Here is a 16,922-nt window from a genome sequence, read left to right on the forward strand (position 1 = left end):
TCAAAAGCATTGCCCCGGGGGCGGGCCTCCCACAAAAGCAGGCTGTGCACACCGAACCCTGTAGGAGGCGCGCCCTCGCGGCGATTACAGGCGCAGGATTGTATGAGAGAGGCCGGATGCCGGGCGTTCACGCGCTCACCTCGTCGTCGGCCAGGGTGGCGCAGACTTTCAGCACTTCGTCGACGCTGGTGATGCCGGCGATGGCGTAGTCCAGGGCGCAGGCCGCCAGCGGGCGGTAGTGCGGTTGCTGGCGCGCGGCTTCGGCGAAGCCTGCGGGTCGCCGCGGCGCAGGGCAGCGATCATCGGTTCGTCCAGTTCCAGCAGTTCGTAGACGCCGACGCGGCCGGCATAGCCGGTGTTGTGGCAATGGTGGCAACCGCTGCCACGCTTGAAGCCGCGGCCTTCCAGCGAGCCGCCGTGCAACGCTTCCAGCCAGGCCAGCTGGCGCGGATCGGGCTGGTGGTCTTCCAGGCAGTTCTCGCAGACCCGGCGCACCAGGCGCTGGGCCAGCACGGCATTGAGCGCGGTGGCCACCAGGAAGGGTTCGACGCCCATGTCGATCAGGCGCATGGCCGAGGTCAGGGCGTCGTTGGTGTGCAGGGTCGAGAGCACCAGGTGGCCGGTGAGCGCGGCGCGCAGGCCGATCTCGGCGGTTTCCTGGTCGCGGATCTCGCCGACCAGGACGATGTCCGGGTCCTGGCGCAGCGCAGCGCGCAGCACGCGGGCGAAGGTCAGTTCGATCCTGGCGTTGACCTGCACCTGGTTGATCCGCGGCAGCCGGTATTCCACCGGGTCTTCCACGGTGATGATCTTCTTCTCCGGGCTGTTCAGCTCGGACAGCCCGGCGTAAAGCGTGGTGGTCTTGCCCGAGCCGGTGGGGCCGGTGACCAGCACCATGCCGTGCGGGCGCTGCAGCAGGCGGCGGAAGCGTTCGAGCATGACCGCCGGCATGCCGGTGCCGTCGAGCTGGAACATCGCCCCGCTCTGGTCGAGCAGGCGCATCACCACCGATTCGCCGAACTGCACCGGCATGGTCGAGACGCGCACGTCGAGGTTGCGGTTCTTCACCCGGATGTTGAAGCGGCCGTCCTGCGGCAGGCGCTTCTCGGAGATGTCCAGGCCGGACATGATCTTCAGCCGCATAACCAGCGCCGAGGCGACCCGGTGCTCCTTCATCACCTGTTCGTTGAGCACGCCGTCGATGCGCTGGCGGATGCGCACCACGCCCTCGTCCGGCTCGATGTGGATGTCCGAAGCCTTCATCTGCACCGCGTCCTCGAACAGCGTCTGCAGCAGGCGCACCACCGGTGCATCGCTGTTGCTCTCGGCGCCCAGGCGCGACAGGTCGAAGTCGCTGTCCTGCAACTCGCCTTCGAGCTCGCCGGCCAGCGAGGCGATCTCGCTGGTGCGCCGGTAGAGCTGGTCGAGCGCGCCGAGCAGTTCGCTTTCGCGCACCACCGCGGGGTGCACGCGCTTGCCCAGCAGGCGCTCCATCTCATCCTGGGCGAACAGGTCGAGCGGGTCGGTCATGCCCACCAGCAGGCCGTCGCCCTGGCGCGACAGCACGATCACCCGGAAGCGCCGGGCCACGGCTTCGGGCAGGCTCTGGGTCAGCTGGTTGTCGAACTTGTAGTGCTTGAGTTCGACGAAGGGGATCTGCAGCTGCTCGGACAGCGCGCGCAGCAGTCGCCCTTCGTCGATGAAGCCGAGGTCGAGCACCGTGCGCCCGAGCTTGGAGCCGGTGCGCTTCTGGTCCTGCAGCGCCTGCTGCAGTTGGGCCTCGCTGATCAGGCCGGCCTGGACCAGCAGATCGCCGAGACGGATCTTGCGCTGGCGCATGTCCTGCGGCGTCATCGTTTACCTCCCAGGGCGCCGGCCCGTTCTTCGGCGAAGCGCCGGGCGCTGCCGTCCAGCCCCTGCCCCTGCAGCGCCAGGCGATAATGCCGGGCCGCCTGCAGCGGCTGGTCGAGTTGTTCGTAGGCGATGGCCAGTCCCAGCTGCCAGGCCGCCTGCTGCCCATGGACATTGACCAGTTGCCGGTAAACCACGGCGCTACCCGCCCAGTCGCCGACCTGCTGGTACAGCGCGGCGAGCAAGGCGTGATAGGCCGGATCGCTCGCCAGCGCTGGCGGATTCTGTTTCAGCGTGGCGAGCGCGCCGGCGTTGTCGCCGCCGAGCAACTGGCCGCGGGCCAGCAGCATGCGCAGTTCGGCATCGAATGGTCGCGCCTGCAGCTGGGCCGGCAGCCAGCCGAGCAGCGTCGTGCTGTCGCCGGCGGCGAGATAGGCGCGGGCCAGCCAGCGGGTCGTCTCGGGATTGTCCGGCTGCGCCTTGTGCAGCCCCTGCAACTGCTCGATGGCGCGCGGGAAGTCACCCTGGCGCAGTGCCTCGCGTGCCTGGTCCAGGGCATCCGGGCGATGGCTGCCAATCTGCATGGACGGCCTGGCCGAGGCAGGCGATTGCACGGCTTGCGGCGCTGCCGGCACGGCTTGGCGTTCGGCGTCACGCACGGTCGGGGGCGACGGAGCCTGCTCGGCGGGCGCCGTGCGGGTCACCCACTCGGGCAATGCCGCTTCGTCCAGCGCCGGCTCGGCGAGCGGCAGGTCCTGCAGGTCGACGGCCTCGTCGGTCGAGGCCGCACCCAGCGCGGTTTCCAGCCATAGCTGCCAATGGCCGCCGGCCGGCTCGAGTCGATCGCGGATGTCGAGGCGCTCGGTCATGCCGATCAGCAGCACCTGGACCTGTTCGCCCTGCTGCTCCACACGCCAGGAGAGGCTCAGGCCGTCGCGCTCGATACGGCCGCTACGCACCTCGCCGGCCAGTTCCACGCCCGGCAGGCGCAGGCTGACCGCACCGCCTTCGTCGGTGCGCTGGTAGCTGACCGAACGGTCCAGCAGCAGTTGCAGCACGAAGCGCTTGCCGTCCTGCTGCGGCAGCACGTCGAGCAAGCGGGTCGCGGCAGGGGCCACGGGCGCCGGAACGCCGACCGGGGTCTCGACCACTTCGGCGCCGGCACCCAGTTGTCGCTCGACGAACACGCCCAGCGGAATCGCCATCAGCACACCCGCCACCGCCACCAGCAGCCAACGACGCATGCGCTCGAAGCGTTCGCGGCGCGCGGCGGCGGCCTCGTCCACCGCGTACATGCCTGCAAGCCGCTCGCGCTCGACCGGCGTGGCGCGGCGCATTTCGAGGTCGCGCAGCATGTCGTTGACCAGGCTCATGGCAGCACCTCGGAGAGCCGGCCAAGCCAGGGCCAGGCGCCCAGCAGCAGGCTCAGCGACAAGGCCCCCGCCCAGACGGCCCAGCGCAGCGGCGAAGCGCCGCGCAGGAACGGACGCGCGCCCTCGGTATCGCTCAACGCCCGGCGCACATGACGCCCTTCGACCCGGCGCCGGCCCTCGCCGAAGGCGGCCATCAGGCATTTGTTGGCGAGGATGTTGAGCAAGCGAGGGATGCCGCCGCTGCCCTTGACCAGCAGGCGCACCGCGGCCGGCTTGAACAGCGGCTCGCCCTGGTAGCCGGCCGCGGCCATGCGCTCCTGCAGGTAGCGGCGGGTGTCGGCGACGTCCAGCGGGCGCAGCCGATAGGAAAAGGTGATGCGCTGGCGCAGCTGGCGGAAATCCTCGCGGGCCAGGGTGGCATCCAGTTCCGGCTGACCGAACAGCACCACCTGCAGCAGCTTGCGCTGCTCGGTTTCGAGGTTGGTCAACAGGCGCAGGGCTTCCAGCGTTGCCGGCGGCAGGGCCTGCGCCTCGTCGATCAGCAGCACGGTGCTCTTGCCCATGCCGGCCAGCTCGATCAAGCGCCGGTGCAGTGCGGCGAGCAGGCCATGGTTGTCCAGCTGCTCGACGTCCGCCACGTGCAGCTCGTGCGCCAGCGCCTGGCGCAGCACCATCGGCCCGAGCGCCGGGTTCGGCAGCCAGGCGAGCTGGTAGTGCTCGGTATCCAGCTGCTTGAGCAGTGCCCGACAAAGCAGGGTCTTGCCGGTGCCCACCTCGCCGGTCACCTTGATGAACCCCTCCCCCTCGGCCAGCGCCACGCGCAGCAGGTTCAGGCAGGCCTGATAAGGCGGCAGCTGCACCATGAACCCGGTGTTGGGCGTCAGCGCGAAAGGCTTCTCGCGCAGGCCGAAGAATGCTTCGTACATCTGCCGACTACCTCACCTGCCGGAACGACTCGGCGCTGCGGCGCAGTTCGTCGAGCCAGACCTGGTCATCGATCACCTGCGGGCGCATGAGGATGACCAGCTCGGTCTGCTGGAGCGCCTTGCGCTGCTGCTGGAACAGCCCACCGACGATCGGCAGCTTGGAAGCCCAGGGGATGTTGGCGTCGTTGTTGGTGTTGCGGTTCTCCAGCAGGCCGCCGATGACCACCACCTGGCCGCTGCGCGCACGCACGATGGAGTCCGACTGGCGCGTGGTGGACAGCGCCAGCGGCAGGTTGAAGACGTTGTCGGCGCCGCCCAGCTGGATGCTCTTGTTCTGGTCCTGCACGCGGCTGACGGTGGGCCGCACGTGCAGGGTGACCTGGTCGTTCTCGTCGATCTGCGGCGTCACGTCCAGCGAGATGCCGGAGAAGAATGGCGTCAGGGTGATATCCAGATCCGGCGCGGTGGTGCCGCCGGCCAGCGAGGTGGTGGTGGTGGAAACATCGGTGACGAAGAATTCGTCGGTGCCGACCTTGATCACCGCCTTCTGGTTGTTCAGCGTGGAGATACGCGGGCTGGAGAGCACGCGCACATCGCCCTGGGTTTCCAGCAGCTGGAGCATGCCGGCGAAGTCGCCGACAGTGACCGTCGCGCTGAACACACCGCCAACATTGTCCACTCCGGTCAGCGCGTCGCCTTGCACACCCAGGGAGAAGTCGGCATTGCCCATGCTGCCGAGCTGCGCCCAGTTGATCCCCGCCTGGAAACCATCGGACAGGTTCACTTCGAGAATCTTGGTCTCCAGGATGACCTGGCGCTGCAGGTTGCGCTGGGCCTGCTGCAGGAAGTGCTCGACGTTCTGCTGGTCGGCGCTCGATGCACGGACCACCAGCAGGCCGGCCTGCGGGTTGACCACCACGCTGTTGCCTTGCTCGTTGCCGATCATCATTGCCACCACGTCGCGCACTTCGCTCCAGAAGTCCATGTTGCTGCTGGTCAGCAGCTGGCTGGCGTTGACCGTGCTGGACGTCGTGCTGGTGGTGGTGCCGCTCGCCGCCGTGCCGGTGTTGTCGCTGGTGGTAACCTGCCCGGAACTGACCCGGGTATCGCTCATGCCCTGGCGCTGGACGTTCAGGTAGTTCAGGTCGTAGGTGCGGGTCACCGCCAGGTTCGGCTGGATCTGGTAGCCGTAGCTGGTGCGGCGGTAGTCGTAGCCGTAGCTGTCGCGCACCGCCGCGAGCACTTCCTCCAGCGTCACGTTGCGCAGGCTGAAGGTGATGTTGCCGGTCACGCCGGGGTGCACCAGCAGGTTCTGCCCGGCGCTGTCCATCAGGCTGAGGAAGAACTCGCGGGCCGGCATGTCGCTGACCGCCACGTCGAAGCGCGGCCCGCTGGCGCCCGGCGCGGCATCGAGGCTCATCGGCGGAATCAGCGCCGCCTGCACCGAGGGCGGCGGCACGGCCTTGGCCTGGCTCTGCTCGAGGCTTTCCTCGAACAGCCGGTTGCTCTGCTCGTACAGGCGCTTGTCGCCATCTTCGAAGGTCTGGCAGGCGGCCAGCAGACAGAACAGGCTCAGCAAGCCGAGGCGCGGCAAAAGGATCGGCATCATGGTGTGGTTCGGCTCGAAGTGATAACCGGCGCGGCCAGACGCAACAGCTGTCGCTGCCCATCGCGCTCGATCAGGACGGAATTCGGATTGATCGCCAGCACGCGGGCGCCGGCCAGGCCATCGCCGACCCGCAGCGACGCGCCATTGACCACGGCACGCGCGACCTTGCCGGTGCGGATGATGGCCTGCAGGTGCAAGGCCACCGACGCCTGCCGTTCGGCGGGCGCGGGAGTGAGGGCGGCGGGCGGCCGGGTCGGGTCGATGGCGAACGCCGAAGCCGGCAGAAGCAACGCAAGCCAGGCGGCACGGAACGATCTAGACACCCACCCACCCCGCTTCGCGACTCAAGGTATGCAGCTCGAGGGTAATCCGTGCCGCGTCCGGCCCGGCCTCCTCGATCTGGTAGTCGAGGTTGTCCCAGTGCAGGCGCCAGCCGCTGTTCTGAACCGAATGCAGGTAGTCGAGCAGTTCGAAATAGCCGCCCTGCAGCGTCAGCCGCAGGCCGTGACGATAGAAGCCCGGCGCCGCTGGCTTGGCCTCCTCCGCCGCGGCGGGCAATTCCAGCGGTGTGCTGAAGCTTTCCAGCTGCACCAGCTGCAGGCGCGGCTGGGTGCGCAGCAGGTCCTGCAACAGCGCTTTCATCCGGGCCGGCGAAACCAGCGCGCTGGTCTCCTCGTCGATGCGCCGGAGAATCCGCTCCCGCTCGTTTTGCGCGGCCTGCAGGGCCTCCCGATAGCTGCGATTGGGATCGGCGGCAAGCCGTGCCTGCAGCTCGAGCAGCGTATTGTGCGCCTCCGAGCGGCGGACCTCGGCGAGCTGACGCTGGTTCTCCTGCGCGACAATACGCTGGCCGAGCGGATCGGCGACCAGCAGCACGTAGAGCATGGCCAGCAGGGCCAGGCCGACCAGATAGCCCAGCCACTGCTCGCGGGGCGCCAGCGTTCCCCAGCGTTGCACGACCGCCTTCACGGCACTATTCATCGGCGGTTTCCTTGTCGAGGCGCGACGACAGACGGAAACGCAGCAGGCCGTCGTCGTCGCGCTGCAGATCGAAACTGGCGAACTCGCGCCCACGCAATGCCTCGCTGCGCCCCAGGCTTTCCAGGTAAAGCGGCAGCAGCTCCTGGTCCTGGCTGAAACCGCGCAACAGCAGGTCGCTGCCACCTGCCTGCAGGCGGATGCGCGTCAACCACAACCCACTCGGCGGATGCCGATCGGCCAGCGCGGCGAGCACTGGCGCGAAGCCGCCACGCAGCTGGTTGTCGAGGCGCTGCAAGTGACTGGCCAGGCGCTGCAGCTGGCGGTTCTCCGCCTCGCGCTCGGCCAGTTGGACCGGCAATTGCGCATCCAGCTGTGGCTCGCGGTAATCGGCCTTGAAGGCAGCAAGTCGTGCCTCGTTCGCCGCCGCCTGGGCCTCGGCCTGGTGCCGGGCTTCGGCCGCTTGACGCAGCTGCCAGCCCTGCGCGACTCCATGCAACAGCATCAGCAGCGCCAGCGCACCCACGCCGAGCAGCATCTGCCGCGGCCGCGGGCCGCCCGTGCGACGACGTTCGTGCTGGTAGAGATTGATGTTCTGCATCAGCAGGCTTCCTGACGCAGTGCGGCACCGACCGCGCCAAAACAGAAGGCCTGCCGCGCCTCGGGCAGCTCGGCGACCGGTTGGCCGGGAAACAGCTCGCGCAGGTCGAGCCGCTGCAGGTTCACCGCCAGGCCGGAGGCCAGGGCCTGATGGGTTCGCTCGCTGTCCTGCTTCATCGGCAGCAGCATCAACCGGTTGATGTAGCCCTTGCCAAGCTGGCTCTCGAAGTAGTCCAGCGAACGCTGGATTTCCAGGGTCATGCTGCCCAGGTCCTGGGCGGCGCGGGCCAGGCCATGTTCGATATGCCGCGCCATGTAGATGTCGGCGCCATTCTGGATGCAGATCAGGCCTTCGCTGGTGCGCAGCCGCAGCAAGGCGAGGTTCACGCCCTCGGCACCGGCGAGCAGGCCGAGGTTGCGAAAGGCCATTTCGGTGATGTCGATACTCGCCAGGCGCAGACCGGCGCGCTGCATGAGCCGGGCATAATGCTGCATCCGGCTTTTCTCGAGGACTGCGCAATAGACCATGCGGGTGCGCCCGCGGTAGGCGTCCTCCGGCAGTGCGAAGCAGTCGAGCACCACGTTATCGAGTGGCTGGCTGATCATGTCCTTGACGCGCCAGCGCATGGCGTCGCGCAACTCCTCGGATGGCACATCGGGCGCTTCGAGCAGGAAGATCTGGTATTCGGAGGGATGCAGCAGCACGTTCACCGGCAGGCCCTGCAGGTCGCGCTCGGCCACGAGCCTTTCGAGCAGTTGCGCATGCGCCTCGACCGGCGCCTCGTGATATTCGCAGCACAGCAAGGCCGGCTGCTGCCCGGGCACACGCGTCACCTGCGCCAGGGCGATGCCATGCGGATCGACTTCGATTCCAAGCACACCGGCCGCTCTGGATTTCTTGGTTCTGGAAAACAGACCCACTACTGGCTCCCTCGCCAAGAATGTTCGTGCTAAAGCTGTGCAACGAGGCTCGACATTGCGGTCACGGACAGATAGCAAATTGCCATCTAGCCGAGGACTCTAACAATATTGGTTTTACGTGTCCAAATATTGTCGGAGATCAATTCATGCGCCATTAAAGCGTCAAATTAACAACGTCAAATATGTTGCGCGGATTCTCAAGTAAATACATCGCCACGCGCTACGGATCCTTGCGACCACTCGTCGCTCGAACAGGTCACAAAAACAGACATCGGACGAACGGCTCGTCGGAGACGGGAGGAAAGGCTCTATCCAGGGGCAGACAGCGCGATCGTGTTCCGGCAGACGCGCCGGCCCACGCCGCTCAGAACAGACTCAGTTGCTCGAAACCGCCACGCAGATCGATCAGACGCACCCCCACACCGATCAGGCGGACCGGCTTGCCGCCGCGAGAGAAGGCATTGCCGAGCAGCTCGGCATAGTCGGCCAGCTCAAGGCCCGCACCGGCCTGCTCGAGAGTCGTCTGGGTGAAGTCATGGAACTTGAGTTTCACGAAGGGCTTTGCAGGACGGTAGCCGCCATCCAGCCTCGCCATGCGCACGCCAAGCTGCTGCAGCAACTCCGGTAGCCGCTCCAGGCAGGCCGCCAGATCAGGCAGGTCGCGGTCGTAGGTCTGTTCGACACTGACCGACTGGCGCCGGCTCTCCACCTGCACCGACCGCTCGTCGATGCCCCGCGCCAAGCCCCAGAGGCGCTCACCAAAGGCACCGAACTCGCGGACCAGCTCCAGCTTGCCCCACTCGCGAAGGTCACCACAGGTGCGAATGCCCAGGCGCGCCAGCTTCTCGGCCGTGACCCGGCCGACACCATGCAGCCGCTTGACCTCGAGGGCCTCGACGAAGCCATCCACCTGCGCCGGCGTGATGACGCACAGGCCGTCGGGCTTGTTCCAGTCGCTGGCGATCTTGGCGAGAAACTTGTTGGGCGCCACGCCGGCCGAGACCGTGATGCGCAGCTGCTGCCAGACCCGCCGACGAATGTCCTCGGCGATGCGGGTGGCACTACCGGCGAAATGCTCGCAGGCGGAAACGTCGAGATAGGCCTCGTCCAGCGACAGCGGCTCGATCTGCTCGGTGTAGGTACGGAAGATGTTGTGAATCTCCCGCGATGCCTCTTTGTAGGCATCCATCCGTGGGCGCAGGATCAGCAGGTCCGGACACAGCTTGAGCGCATGCGCCGAGGCCATGGCCGAACGCACACCATAAGCCCGCGCCTCGTAATTGCAGGTGGCGATCACCCCACGTCGATCCGCGGCACCGCCGACGGCGATCGGGCGGCGCGCCAGGCTCGGGTCGTCGCGCATCTCGATCGCCGCGTAGAAGCAGTCGCAATCGATATGGATGATCTTGCGCAGGCGCACACTCGTCACCGCCGCCACGCCCCACAAGGAACGAAGCACGAGCGCCGGGAGTCATCAATACTGACGACGAGCGGGCCACTCGCCCGCAGGCAGAACAACCGGAGGTTCACATGAAATTCCTGAACATTGGAGCAGCGGCGCTTGCCGTATTTTTCTGCACCGCCGTCACGGCGGACCAGGACATGATGAATACACAGCCCCAGGGCATGCAGACCCAACCCAGCCAGGACAAGGCCAGCAACCCCCATATCGAAGCCCGCGAAGAAGCCAAGCGCAAGCACATGAAGAAGCAGAACGAGGAACAGTGGCGCAAGGACGCCGAGCAGCGCAAGGAAAGCGAGATGAAACGCCCCGAACAGTCCGGCAACTAAGAGCTTTCGCGGCGCGAGCGAGGACGCCGAGCCCGCGCCGCGATGCCCTGCACGAGCAGTTCGCGCACCGGGGCTCAGCGGATAGCGCGCCCTACAACTCCAAGGGATAGGGCTGCACCAGCGCCCGGCCATAACCCTCGACGAACTCCGTCGGCATCCGCTTGGGCTTGCCGCTGGAGAGTTCGATACAGACGAAAGTCGTCTGCGCCCGCAGCAGGGTCGCGCCATCGGCCGGCCTGATCAGCTGGAAACTGCGCTTCATCTTCAAACGCTGATCGGACTCGGAAATCCAGGTGCCCAACTGCAGCAGATCGCCTTCGTAGGCCGCCGCGAGGTAGTCGATCTCGTGCCGCAGCACCGCCATGGCGCGATCCAGGCGACGATAATCGCCCACCCCGAGCCCCAGGCTTTGGGAATGCTGCCAGGCGCACTGCTCCAGCCACGTCACGTAGACCGCGTTGTTGGCGTGACCGAGTTCGTCGATGTGCCCGGGCAGCACCTGAAGATCGATGATGAATGCTTGCGCTTGATCCCAGCTCATTGCTCGTAGCTCCCGACCGATTGTTTGCGACGCCCTATGAGACCGCAGACAGCCCAGCGAGTCACGCCCGTTGTTGCGCGCGATGGCGAAGCATTCAGCAACCCGGGGGCGAGACCTCGATCCTTCGGCAGACCTGCAGCCTGCAATCGCCGCGAGCGCGCGCCCACTGGCTCCGGTGTGCACCGATTGCTTTCGTGGGAGACCCGACCTCGGGGCGATGTTTTTGGATATTCCAGCCAGCTCTAGCCGGCTTTCCATACAGGCAAAACAAAAAGGGCCATCTCATGAGAGATGACCCCTTGATGCCCAAGACGGGCAATAAAATGGCGTCCCCTAGGGGACTCGAACCCCTGTTACCGCCGTGAAAGGGCGGTGTCCTAGGCCACTAGACGAAGGGGACGAAACCTTCGTACGAACCGCAATGCTTCTGCAGATCGCTGGAAATTGGTGGAGCTAGACGGGATCGAACCGTCGACCTCTTGCATGCCATGCAAGCGCTCTCCCAGCTGAGCTATAGCCCCGGATTTAGCGTCTCGCGACGTGCAATGCGCAGTACGCATCGCGCAATAGTGGCGTCCCCTAGGGGACTCGAACCCCTGTTACCGCCGTGAAAGGGCGGTGTCCTAGGCCACTAGACGAAGGGGACGCAAGCCCTTCAAAGGCGACCGATCGAAGCGACCGGTGTGGCGATCGAGATTGGTGGAGCTAGACGGGATCGAACCGTCGACCTCTTGCATGCCATGCAAGCGCTCTCCCAGCTGAGCTATAGCCCCATCTCGAGGACGGGGCGCATATTAGGGGCGCCCCTGGGCAGTGTCAACAATATTTTCGACCGCAGCCGAAGTTTTTTGGCATTAGGAACAACTACTTACCGCCGACGAATGGCGCCTGTAAAACCCGCGCGCGCCCTGCTCCAGTCGTCGGCCGGCTCAGATTAGGGTCTGTTCCCGTTCGTTCGCGGCCGCGCCGGAGCCTGCTTTTGCGCGGCTCACGACGAAATGGGAACAGACCCTAGGGTCGCCAGCAGCTTTTCCCACTCCTTGGTTTCCTTCTTCGACGCGCCACCCAGCAGTTCCAGCGCGTTGCGCAGGCGGAAGCGAGTCAGGTCCGGCCCGAGGATTTCCATGGCGTCGAGCACCGACACCGAGCTGACCTGGCCAGTGATGGCGGCGAACATCAGCGGCATCGCGTCACGCAGCTTGAGGCCCAGATGCTCCGCCACCTGGGTGATGCAGGCGGTGATGCGCTCCTTCTCCCACTGACGCAGGGCTTCGAGCTTCCAGAGGATCAGCTGCAGCACCTGGCGCACCTGGGTTGCATCCAGCTTCTTGTGGGCGAACAGGGCCGGATCGAGGTTCAGCGCACCGGAGAAGAAGAAGCCGGCCAGCGGCGCGATCTGGCTGAAGGTTTCCACCCGCTGCTGCACGTGCGGCGCGATCTTCATCAGGTATTCGGGGTTCAGCGCCCAGCGCTGCACTTCGGCAGCGAACTGCTCCAGCGACAGCTCGCGCAGCCACTGGCCGTTGAGCCAGGAAAGCTTCTCCAGGTCGAAGATCGGCCCGCCGAGGGAAACACGATTGATGTCGAAGTGCTCGATCATTTCCGCCAGGGTGAACTTCTCGCGCTCGTCCGGCATCGACCAGCCCATGCGACCGAGGTAGTTGAGCATCGCCTGCGGCAGGAAGCCCATGCGCTCGTAGAAGGTCACCGAGGTGGGGTTCTTGCGCTTGGACAGCTTGCTCTTGTCCGGATTGCGCAGCAGCGGCATGTAGCACAGCTGCGGCTGCTCCCAACCGAAGTACTCGTAGAGCTTGATCAGCTTCGGCGCCGACGGCAGCCATTCCTCGCCGCGCAGCACGTGGGTGATGCCCATCAGGTGGTCGTCGACGACGTTGGCAAGGAAATAGGTCGGCAGGCCGTCGGCCTTCATCAGCACCTGCATGTCCATGCGGTCCCAGCCGATCTCGACGGTGCCGCGCAGCATGTCCGGTACCTGGCAGATGCCCTCGCTCGGCACCTTCATGCGAACCACGTGGGACTCGCCACTGGCGATGCGCCGCTGCGCCTCCTCCGCCGCGATGTGCATGCAGTGGCCGTCGTAGCGCGGGGTTTCCTTGTTGGCCATCTGCTCGGCGCGCACCTGGTCGAGGCGTTCGGCGCTGCAGAAGCAGGGGAAGGCATGGCCCTTGGCGACCAGTTCGTCCGAGTACTTCCTGTAGATCGCGCCACGCTCGCTCTGCCGGTACGGGCCGTGCGGGCCGCCGACGTCGGGGCCCTCGTCCCATTCGATGCCCAGCCAGCGTAGCGCGTCGTAGATCTGTTGTTCCGATTCGCGGGTCGAGCGCAACTGGTCGGTGTCCTCGATGCGCAGGATGAACTGGCCGCCGTGCTGCCGGGCGAAGCACAGGTTGAACAGCGCGATATAGGCGGTGCCGACGTGGGGATCGCCGGTAGGAGATGGCGCGATGCGGGTGCGAACCGTGGTCATGAATGCTCTCGGACGGAAAAGGACATGCGGAAAACGAAAGAGCGAATGTTAGCAGGCGCGCCGCGATGGGCTCCAGCCGAACGCCGGTGCGGGCATCCGCCTTGAAAGCATCCCTGCGGGCAATTCGGTGCGCGGAGCGCACCCTACGACAAGCCCCACACACCGTAGGGTGCGCTCCGCGCACCAGCCGGCTCATGCGTGGGCATCGGTGCGTGGAACGCACCCTACGAAGGCTCCACGGCCTTCAGACCGCTTTTCGTGGGCGGCGATGCCGGCCTGCCACCTCAGACCTGCAACAGCCGCTCGCGCAGCTTGTGGATTTCGTCGCGCGCCTCGGCGGCGGCTTCGAATTCCAGGTCGCGCGCCAGCAGCAGCATCTTCTCTTCCAGCTGGCGGATGCGCTTGGTGATCTCGCTCGGCGAGCGCAGCTCGTTCTCGTAGCGGGCGCTCTCCTCCGCGGCCTTGGCCTCGCTGCGCCGCTTGCGGCTGCGTGAGCCGGGCACGGTGGCGCCTTCGAGGATGTCCTGGACATCCTTCTTCACGCCCTTGGGCACGATGCCGTGCGCCTCGTTGAAGGCGATCTGCTTGGCGCGCCGGCGTTCGGTCTCGTCGATGGCGCGCTGCATGGAACCGGTGATGTTGTCGGCGTAGAGGATCGCCCGGCCGTTGAGGTTGCGTGCGGCGCGGCCGATGGTCTGGATCAGCGAGCGCTCGGAGCGCAGGAAGCCTTCCTTGTCGGCATCGAGCACGGCCACCAGCGACACTTCCGGCATATCCAGGCCCTCGCGCAGCAGGTTGATGCCCACCAGCACGTCGAAGGTGCCCAGGCGCAGGTCGCGGATGATCTCGACCCGTTCCACCGTATCGATGTCCGAGTGCAGGTAGCGCACCCGCACGTCGTGGTCGCCGAGGTAGTCGGTGAGGTCCTCGGCCATGCGCTTGGTCAGGGTGGTGACCAGTACGCGCTCTTCCTTGGCCACGCACTTGCGGATTTCCGACAGCAGGTCGTCGACCTGGGTCAGCGCCGGGCGCACCTCGATCTGCGGGTCGACCAGGCCGGTCGGGCGCACCACCTGCTCGACCACCCGCCCGGCATGCTCGGCCTCGTACGGCCCCGGCGTGGCGGAAACGAAGATGGTCTGCGGGCAGATCGCCTCCCATTCGTCGAAGCGCATCGGCCGGTTGTCCAGCGCCGACGGCAGGCGGAAGCCGTATTCGACCAGGGTTTCCTTGCGCGAACGGTCGCCCTTGTACATGGCCCCGACCTGCGGCACCGAGACGTGGGACTCGTCGATCACCAGCAGCGCATCGGCCGGCAGGTAGTCGAACAGCGTCGGCGGCGGCTCGCCCTCCTCGCGCCCGGACAGGTAGCGCGAGTAGTTCTCGATGCCATTGCAGTAGCCCAGTTCCATGATCATTTCCAGATCGAAACGGGTGCGCTGCTCCAGCCGCTGCGCCTCCACCAGCTTGTTCTGGCTGCGCAGGTAGTCGAGGCGCTGGCGCAGCTCGTCCTTGATCTTTTCGATGGCCTCGAGCAGCGTCTCGCGCGGCGTCACGTAGTGGCTCTTGGGGTAGAAGGTGAAGCGCGGCAACTTGCGGATCACCTCGCCGGTCAGCGGGTCGAAGGCGGACAGGCTTTCCACCTCGTCGTCGAACAGCTCGATGCGCACCGCCTCCAGGTCCGATTCGGCCGGGAACACGTCGATCACGTCGCCGCGCACGCGGAAGGTGGCGCGGGCGAAATCCATGTCGTTGCGGGTGTACTGCAGGCCGGTCAGGCGGCGCAGCAGCTCGCGCTGATCGAGCCGGTCGCCGCGGTCGATGTGCAGCACCATCTTCAGGTAGGACTGCGGATCGCCCAGGCCGTAGATGCACGACACCGTGGTGACGATGATCGCGTCCGGGCGCTCCAGCAGCGCCTTGGTCGCCGACAGGCGCATCTGCTCGATGTGGTCGTTGATCGAGGCATCCTTCTCGATGAAGGTGTCCGACGACGGCACGTAGGCTTCCGGCTGGTAGTAGTCGTAGTAGGAGACGAAATACTCCACCGCGTTGTGCGGGAAGAACGCCTTGAACTCGCCGTAGAGCTGCGCCGCCAGGGTCTTGTTCGGCGCCAGCACCAGCGTCGGGCGCTGCACGTGGGCGATGACGTTGGCGATGCTGAAGGTCTTGCCCGAGCCGGTCACGCCCAGCAGCGTCTGGTGCGACAGCCCGGCCTCGATGCCCTCGATCATCTGCCGGATGGCCTCCGGCTGGTCGCCGGCCGGCTTGAAACGCGTGACCAGTTCGAACTGAGACATATCGGTCCTCTGAAAGGCGCGAAACCCCGGATTTTCGCCCGCGGCGAAGTCGACGAAGCCCGCGATAAATCCGCACTAGCATATCGCAGGCGACAGGCATGACCGCTATACTACCGCCCCGTTTGCGCATCACCCTGCGCGCCGACGCGAGGGGTGATGAATCTGTCACTCTTCCCTTCGAGCCCCCTCACCATGAGTTTGTTCTCCGCTGTCGAAATGGCGCCGCGCGACCCCATCCTCGGCCTCACTGAAGCCTTCAACGCCGACACGCGGCCGAACAAGGTCAACCTCGGGGTCGGTGTCTACTACAACGAAGAAGGTCGCATTCCCCTGCTGCGCGCCGTCGCCGAGGCCGAACAGGCCCGCCTCGCCGCCCATGCGCCCCGCGGCTACCTGCCGATCGAAGGTATTGCCGCCTACGACGCCGCCGTGCAGAAGCTGCTGTTCGGCGACGACTCTGCCTGATCGCCGAGGGCCGCGTCGTCACCGCCCAGGCGCTCGGCGGTACCGGCGCGCTCAAGGTCGGCGCGGATTTCCTCAAGCGCCTGCTGCCCGATGCGGTGGTCGCCATCAGCAACCCGAGTTGGGAAAACCACCGCGCGCTGTTCGAGTCCGCCGGCTTCCCGGTGCGCCACTACGGCTACTACGACGCGGCCAGCCACGGCATCGACCGCGCCGGCATGCTCGCCGACCTGCGCAACCTGCCGGCGCGCTCCATCGTCGTGCTGCACGCCTGCTGCCACAACCCCACCGGCGTCGACCTGGCCCTGGACGACTGGAAGCAGATCCTCGACGTGCTCAGGGAGCGCGACCACGTTCCGTTCATCGACATCGCCTACCAGGGTTTCGGCGACGGCATCGAGCAAGACGCCGCCGCGGTGCGCCTGTTCGCCGAATCGGGCATGACCTTCTTCGTCTCCAGCTCGTTCTCCAAGTCCTTCTCGCTGTACGGCGAGCGGGTCGGCGCGCTGTCGATGGTCACCCAGAACCGCGACGAGTCGGCGCGCGTGCTGTCGCAGGTCAAGCGCGTGATTCGCACCAACTACTCCAACCCGCCGACCCATGGCGCCATCATCGTCTCCAGCGTGCTCAACAGCCCGGAACTACGCGCCTGTGGGAAGCCGAGCTGGGCGAGATGCGCGATCGCATCCGCGAGATGCGCCTGAGCATGGTCGAGCAACTGGCGGCCAAGGGCGCCAAGCAGGACTTCGGCTTCGTCGCCGCCCAGCGTGGCATGTTCTCCTACTCCGGCCTCAGCGCCGAACAGGTCGAGCGCCTGCGCGCCGAGTTCGGCGTCTACGCCATCGCCACCGGCCGCATCTGCGCCGCCGCGCTGAACCACAACAACATCGGCCACGTGACCGACGCCATCGTCCAGGTCCTCTGATCGCCGCCGCCAACGGGGCCTCGGCCCCGCCTGGCGGACCTGCTGCCGGAAAGGCTCGAAGGGGTTGACTTCTCCTTTCCAAACAGTAGGATACGCACCGTTGTTCCGCGATAGCTCAGTCGGTAGAGCAAATGACTGTTAATCATTGGGTCCCTGG

Annotated in this window: 12 protein-coding genes, 4 tRNA genes and 2 pseudogenes; 2 read left to right on the forward strand and 16 right to left on the reverse strand. The window is 66.2% G+C overall.

The window, feature by feature from the left end; all coding sequences use genetic code 11:
* Window positions 1-127 precede the first annotated feature (127 nt).
* The 9 genes and pseudogenes from BAY1663_RS09080 to dinB form a co-directional block, all read right to left on the reverse strand.
* Window positions 128-1,854 (reverse strand): annotated as a pseudogene (locus tag BAY1663_RS09080) (GspE/PulE family protein).
* Complete coding sequence (locus BAY1663_RS09085) at window positions 1,851-3,224, reverse strand: lipopolysaccharide assembly protein LapB (RefSeq protein ID WP_037039748.1); 1,374 nt, start codon at window positions 3,222-3,224, stop codon at window positions 1,851-1,853. Before BAY1663_RS09085 ends, BAY1663_RS09080 begins: the two are co-directional and overlap by 4 nt.
* A complete protein-coding gene (locus BAY1663_RS09090) occupies window positions 3,221-4,150 on the reverse strand; it encodes an ExeA family protein (protein ID WP_037039750.1) in 930 nt (309 codons plus the stop codon). The genes BAY1663_RS09085 and BAY1663_RS09090 overlap by 4 nt, the downstream gene beginning before the upstream one ends.
* A 7-nt stretch (window positions 4,151-4,157) precedes the next feature.
* Complete coding sequence (mshL, locus tag BAY1663_RS09095) at window positions 4,158-5,759, reverse strand: pilus (MSHA type) biogenesis protein MshL (RefSeq protein WP_037039753.1); 1,602 nt, start codon at window positions 5,757-5,759, stop codon at window positions 4,158-4,160.
* Window positions 5,756-6,082 (reverse strand): Type II secretory pathway component, encoded by a 327-nt coding sequence (locus BAY1663_RS09100; protein WP_256046170.1) that lies wholly within the window; start codon window positions 6,080-6,082, stop codon window positions 5,756-5,758. The genes mshL and BAY1663_RS09100 overlap by 4 nt, the downstream gene beginning before the upstream one ends.
* Entirely contained in the window at window positions 6,075-6,740 is a 666-nt protein-coding gene (locus tag BAY1663_RS09105; protein WP_037039758.1) for an MSHA biogenesis protein MshJ, read from the reverse strand. Before BAY1663_RS09105 ends, BAY1663_RS09100 begins: the two co-directional genes overlap by 8 nt.
* Window positions 6,733-7,338 carry a PilN domain-containing protein gene (locus tag BAY1663_RS09110; RefSeq protein ID WP_037039761.1) on the reverse strand — a complete coding sequence of 202 codons (606 nt, stop codon included), beginning with the start codon at window positions 7,336-7,338 and terminating at the stop codon, window positions 6,733-6,735. The genes BAY1663_RS09105 and BAY1663_RS09110 overlap by 8 nt, the downstream gene beginning before the upstream one ends.
* Window positions 7,338-8,216: an MSHA biogenesis protein MshI gene (locus BAY1663_RS09115; RefSeq protein ID WP_256206634.1), complete on the reverse strand. Its 879-nt coding sequence runs from the start codon at window positions 8,214-8,216 to the stop codon at window positions 7,338-7,340. Before BAY1663_RS09115 ends, BAY1663_RS09110 begins: the two co-directional genes overlap by 1 nt.
* A 406-nt stretch (window positions 8,217-8,622) precedes the next feature.
* Window positions 8,623-9,672 (reverse strand): DNA polymerase IV, encoded by a 1,050-nt coding sequence (dinB, locus tag BAY1663_RS09120; protein ID WP_164838443.1) that lies wholly within the window; start codon window positions 9,670-9,672, stop codon window positions 8,623-8,625.
* A 116-nt stretch (window positions 9,673-9,788) separates the two neighbouring features.
* Between dinB and BAY1663_RS09125 the strand changes: the two genes are divergently transcribed.
* Entirely contained in the window at window positions 9,789-10,049 is a 261-nt protein-coding gene (locus BAY1663_RS09125; RefSeq protein ID WP_037039766.1) for a hypothetical protein, read from the forward strand.
* A 91-nt stretch (window positions 10,050-10,140) separates the two neighbouring features.
* On the opposite strand, the gene BAY1663_RS09130 is transcribed toward BAY1663_RS09125, so the two are convergent.
* The 7 genes from BAY1663_RS09130 to uvrB all read right to left on the reverse strand — a co-directional run bounded on the left by BAY1663_RS09130 (window position 10,141) and on the right by uvrB (window position 15,378).
* Entirely contained in the window at window positions 10,141-10,590 is a 450-nt protein-coding gene (locus BAY1663_RS09130) for a thioesterase family protein (RefSeq protein WP_037039769.1), read from the reverse strand.
* Window positions 10,591-10,914: 324 nt separating this feature from the next.
* Window positions 10,915-10,990, reverse strand: a tRNA-Glu gene (locus tag BAY1663_RS09135).
* 45 nt (window positions 10,991-11,035) lie between these two features.
* Window positions 11,036-11,111: transfer RNA gene (locus BAY1663_RS09140), tRNA-Ala, on the reverse strand.
* Between the two features lie 49 nt (window positions 11,112-11,160).
* Window positions 11,161-11,236: transfer RNA gene (locus BAY1663_RS09145), tRNA-Glu, on the reverse strand.
* Window positions 11,237-11,287: 51 nt separating this feature from the next.
* Window positions 11,288-11,363, reverse strand: a tRNA-Ala gene (locus tag BAY1663_RS09150).
* Window positions 11,364-11,578: 215 nt separating this feature from the next.
* Window positions 11,579-13,078 (reverse strand): glutamate--tRNA ligase, encoded by a 1,500-nt coding sequence (gene gltX / locus BAY1663_RS09155; protein ID WP_037039772.1) that lies wholly within the window; start codon window positions 13,076-13,078, stop codon window positions 11,579-11,581.
* 284 nt (window positions 13,079-13,362) lie between these two features.
* The gene (gene uvrB, locus BAY1663_RS09160; RefSeq protein WP_037039774.1) at window positions 13,363-15,378 is read right to left on the reverse strand and encodes an excinuclease ABC subunit UvrB; all 2,016 of its coding nucleotides are present in this window, start codon (window positions 15,376-15,378) and stop codon (window positions 13,363-13,365) included.
* Window positions 15,379-15,570: 192 nt separating this feature from the next.
* On the opposite strand from uvrB, the pseudogene BAY1663_RS09165 reads away from it, so the two are divergent.
* Window positions 15,571-16,765, forward strand: a pseudogene (locus BAY1663_RS09165) (amino acid aminotransferase).
* Window positions 16,766-16,922 lie beyond the last annotated feature (157 nt).

Origin of the sequence: Pseudomonas sp. BAY1663, from assembly GCF_000582595.1 — a bacterium.
Taxonomy (GTDB): Bacteria; Pseudomonadota; Gammaproteobacteria; order Pseudomonadales; family Pseudomonadaceae; genus Stutzerimonas; species Stutzerimonas stutzeri_AF.